The sequence below is a fragment of the Erythrobacter sp. CCH5-A1 genome, assembly GCF_001557115.1.
GTDB lineage: Bacteria > Pseudomonadota > Alphaproteobacteria > Sphingomonadales > Sphingomonadaceae > Erythrobacter.
This window is the reverse complement of sequence record NZ_LSKQ01000237.1, coordinates 1-4,857: the sequence shown is the minus strand read 5'-3', so window position 1 is coordinate 4,857 and position 4,857 is coordinate 1. Positions and strand designations below refer to the sequence as shown.

Genomic DNA, 4,857 nt, shown 5'->3' with positions numbered 1-4,857 from the left:
CGGCGCGGATCTCGTCCGAACCGGTCGTGACCCCGCCCACCGTGGCGCGCACCTGCGCGATCATCGTCTCCAGCTTGGCGACCGAGGCGTTAAAGGCTTCCTGCAGGCGCGCGTGCTCGCCGTCCGACATGCCGCTGATGCGGTAGGTGAGATCACCCTCGGACAAGCGGTCCAGCGCCCCCGAAAGCGTCGCGACCACCTTGCCCGACTGGTCGGCGTTGGCTTCCTCGAGCGCCAGGGCATTCTTGCGGAAGGTGTCCATCGCCTTGACCATCCGCCCGACGCAGTCGGTGTGGTCGATCCGGAGGATCGGCGAGGTGAGATCGCCCGCGGCAAGCCCCTCCATCCGCACCACGGTTTCGACATAGGACCGGCACACCAGTTCCTTGACCAGCACCATCATCACGGTCGCCACCATCAGGTCGACAACCGAAAGGACAATCGCGGACGTCGGGCTGATGGTGCCCCACGCCACCAGCAGACTGCCGAGCAGGTTGACACCCCCGAACAGCACGGTAGCGGCGATCAGCACGGTGAACTTGGTGCGGACTGGCGCGTGCTTGGTGTACCAGTTGAGCATGGCAGGGATCCTCCGGGGTATTCTGTCAGTCCATCGGCCAAGGCATATGCCTCAGGGTTGAAATGAGGCTTGCGCGGCGGCTCAGCGCAATTCCCTAGGCAGCCCACCGGCTGGGCGCGGACTGCGCCAGCGCGCCCGGCGTTCCCGCGCCGATGCGGAAGCCCGCAAAGGTCCCGGCGAGCTGGCGCGCCTCGTGGTTGAGGTTTTTGGTGGCGGCGTTGGTTTCCTCGACCATCGCCGCGTTCTGCTGGGTCATCTTGTCCATCGCGCCGATCGTTTCGGAGACGTTGCGCAGGGCGACGCTCTGCTCGCTGACCGCATCGGCGATGCGGCTCACGGCCTCGGTCACGTCGCCGACCCGGGAAATGATCGTCTCGAGCGCCGAGCCGGTCTCGTGCACCAGCGACACACCGGTCCGGACGTGGACACCGACCGCCTCGACCCGCTTCTTGATCTCGCTGGCAGCCTCCGTCGCCCGCATCGAGAGCGCGCGCACTTCGTTCGCGACAACGGAGAAGCCCTTGCCCGCCTCGCCCGCACGCGCGGCTTCGACACCGGCGTTCAATGCAAGCAGGTTGGTCTGGAAGGCGATGTTGTCGATCATCGCCGTGATCTCGGAGATTTCCTCGCTCGCGGTCTCGATCTGGCCCATCGCGTCGATCGCGCGGCCGACGACTTCGCCGCCGGTCTCGGCCTCCTCGCGCGCCTGGCGCATCGAACCGCTCACGCCCACGGCGAGGCTCGCATTGGCCTCGATATTCGCGCTGAGGCTGGCCATGGTCGAGGATGACAGCTGCAGGCGCGCGGCCTGGTCCTCTGACCGGCTGGCAAGGTCGGTCATGGCATGCTCGATCTCGGACGAGGTCAGGTTGATCGCGCCGATGCTTTCGTTGACCGCACCCATCGCCCCGGAGAGCCGGTCCATGGCCACGTTGAAATCGTCGGCGAGCGACTGGAAGGCGGGTGGCATGCCCGATAGGCGCACGGTGAGATCGGACTGGGCGACCGCCGCGAGGTGCCGGCCGATCCGCGCGACCGCTTCCTCGCGCTCGGCGACGGCGCGCTGGCGCTCGACCGCGGCATCGCGGAACACCAGCATCGCCTGCGCCATCGCGCCAAGCTCGTCGCTGCGCTCGGTGCCGGGGATGTTGATATCGGTTGCGCCCTTGGACAATTCCGTGACCGCCGAGGTGAGGGCGGCAATCGGCCGCGCGATCGATCCGGCTAGCGCGCGGGCCAACACCAGCGCCAGACCGATCAGGATCGAGCCGCCCAGCCCGAGCGCGATCCAGGCGAGCATGATGACGCTCTCCTGCCGCGCGCTCTGGGCATCGATTGCGGCGTGCTGGGCATCGCGTATATCGCGCAAGGGGTTGACGGCATCGCTGACGAGCACCTTCTTGCCCGCCGCGCGGATCGCCTCCTGCGCCGCATCGCGGTTGCCCGCCTTGACGACCGCGACATACTTGTCGCCCCAGTCGCGCCGCCACTTGAGCGTTTCTTCGCGGCTGATGCGGACCTTTTCCACCAGCGGAGAACCGGCCAGCGCCGTCTCGAGCGCTTTCGAAGCCTTGTCGTAATCGTCGCGGCCTTCGTAATAGGACTTGAGATAGCTCTTGTCGGCAGTCACCAGGAACCCGCGCAGCTGGCTGTTCTGGCGCAGCAGCGAGGTTTCCAGCGACAGCACATCGGCGAGGATTTCCTGGCTCGCGGTGTTCTTCGCCGTCACCGACGAAATCATCGCAAGGCTCACCCCGCAGGCGATCATCACCGCCGCTGCGACCACGTTGAGCAGCACGAAGGAGACGCCGAGGCGGCGGGGGATGTTCATCCGGTCAAGCATGGCGGGGGGTCCTCTCGTCCTTCATGGTGGGTTCGCCGCGCCCGCTCAGAAGCTGTAGCGCAGCGATGCGGTGACGGTGCGGCCGTTCATCACCTGCGCGTTGGTGATGCCCGAAGGCGGAATGGCCGGCGCCTGCAGCGAGACAATGGCGAGCTCGTCGAACACGTTGAAAGCGTTGACGGCGAGGGTCAGACCCTGCGCGGGCCGGTACTGTACGAAGGGGCTGACAATCACGTATCCGGGCTGGACGAGCTGGTTGGTGTCCTGCGCAAAGCTCTCCGTGGTGCCGTTGACCACCGCGCCCAGCGTGAAGTTGCCCCATTCGGCCGAGGGCCTTGCGAAGAAGGCGAAATCGGGGATGTGGCGCGGGGTCAGCCCGTTGAAGGCCGGGTCGATGAGATCCTCGTCGATGCTCGCATCAGTAAAGGTGGCGCCCGCCACGAGCGTGAAGGGGCCGCGGCGCCATTCGCCTTCGAATTCGAGGCCCTTGGCGCTGTAGGTGCGGTTGACCGGCACCACCACAGCCTGCCCCGAGGAATTTGCGGCGATCTGGAAATTGCGCTCGTCGGTCGAGGCCCAGAAGCCGGTGAGGAAGGCGGTGAGGCCATCGCGTCGGAACTTCACACCGACTTCGGCCTGCTTGACGATCGACACCTTGAGCGCGGGATCGCGCGGCGCACCCGTGATCGGATCGAGCGCCTCCGCGCCGATTGCGGTCTCCGCGCTCGCCCGCCCGCCGCGGCTGTAGCGCGCGAAGGCCGAGAGGCTTTCGGCAAAGCGGTAGTTCACCCCGGCCGACCAGGACAGGTAGCCGTAATCGTAATCGATTGCGACCGGCCGGGTCAGCGGCAAGGTCGCCACGCGGCTTTCCGCCACCGAGATCTGTCCGTCGCCGTTGACGTCGAGCGGCACGAAGGCCGGTCGCCCGCCGCCGAAACTCGACGTGAAAATCTGGCCGGCCACATCGCCCTTGTCCCAGCGAACGCTCGCCCCGACCGCAAGCTTGCCGATCTGGAAGTTCACCGATCCGTAGGGGGCGACGATATCGTAGTTCACATCATAGAGGTTGTGATAGACGTTGAACGGCAGGCCGACCGCAAAGCCGTAAGCCAGCGTGCCCCCGTCAGTTACGGGCACGCCGGTTGCAGTGGAGATGGTGACCGGTGCGTTGCGTCCGCCGCCGGCAAGGTCCTGCAACGTGCTGGTAAAGTTCCAGAACATGGCTACGTCCTGGCTGGATGTGTAGAGCCCGGCAGTGGTGGTCAGCTTGCCTTCGCCCAGCTCCCACACACGGGTGGCGCGCAGATCGTTGGTGGCGTTGTCGAGGCTTTCAAGATCGGCGTGGAGGCGCACCGAAAGCGCCAGCAGCCGGGCATCGGTTATCGCCTGACCGCTGTTCGGACCGGCGGCATAGCTCAGCTGCGCGCCCGGCCCGCCGAACTGCCTGAAGAACGGCGCGGGCGCGGTGACGAAGGGCACTGCGTCATTATAGGCACCGCTCACGTCCGAGAAGCGGAAACGGTTGGTGACGGTGAACCCGGCCACTTCGAACTGGGCCTCGAGCCCGATCGCGGCAACTTTCGCGGCGAGCCCGTCGGCGGCGTCGATCAGGATCGGACGATTATTGGCGTCGACCTCGGCATAGCTGCGGGTCAGCGGCGAAAGGTAGCCCTGCTCCCGGATGTCGTAGCGCGGCAGGAAGCCGATTTCCGGATTGGCATTGGTGCCGCCGACTGTCACCGGCAGGGTGCCGTAATTGGGCTGCCGGTCATCGAGATACTTGCCGTAGAGCCGGATATAGCCGCCCTCGAACTCCCTGGTCACATTGGCCTTGATCTGGCCGCCCGAGAAGCCGTTGAAGCCGATTGCGCGCGGGCCTTCGCCCGTGCGGTAGAACCCGCCGACATGGAAGCGCCAGCCATCGCCGAGCGGGCTGCCATAGGCAAAGTCGATGCGCTTCAGGTCATGGCCGACGCCGCTCGATACCTGCACCGTGCCCCCGGCGGTCTCGCCGTTGCTCGAGATGAAGTTGATGAGCCCGCCCGGCGAGTTCGAGGCGAAGGTCGAGGCCGAGCCGCCGCGGATCGCCTGCACCTGCGACAGCGTCAGGTCGGCGCGCAGGAACTGGTCGATCCCGGCAAATTGGATGTCGCCGAATTCCAGCACCGGCAGGCCGTCTTCCTGGAGCTGGAGGAACTTCGATCCCTCCGCTGCCAGCGGCAGGCCGCGGATCGTGATCGCCGAAAAGCCGTCGATGTCGGAGGTTTCAGAACGGATGCCGGGGATGTTCTGCATGATCCCGGCAATCGAGCTGACCGAGAGCTGGGCAAGGTCGTGGTCGTCGAGCGTGCTCGCCGAGATCGCGGTGTCGAGCAGGTCGCGGCCCTTGGCGACGCCGGTGGTGAAGGTCTTGGCGGCGGGGGGAGGGGTGGCG

At 66.4% G+C, this 4,857-nt stretch carries 3 protein-coding genes; all 3 read right to left on the bottom strand.

The genetic code is table 11. The annotated features are described in order from the left end of the window. The coding region (locus tag AX708_RS14875) for a HAMP domain-containing protein (RefSeq protein ID WP_197426241.1) at positions 1-580 on the bottom strand (580 nt) is incomplete at its 3' end. A gap of 94 nt (positions 581-674) precedes the next feature. Then, positions 675-2,423: a methyl-accepting chemotaxis protein gene (locus AX708_RS14870; protein ID WP_066531923.1), complete on the bottom strand. Its 1,749-nt coding sequence runs from the start codon at positions 2,421-2,423 to the stop codon at positions 675-677. Between the two features lie 45 nt (positions 2,424-2,468). Continuing rightward, positions 2,469-4,857, bottom strand: a 2,389-nt coding sequence (locus tag AX708_RS14865) for a TonB-dependent receptor domain-containing protein (RefSeq protein ID WP_067490359.1), incomplete at its 5' end; no start/stop codon positions are given.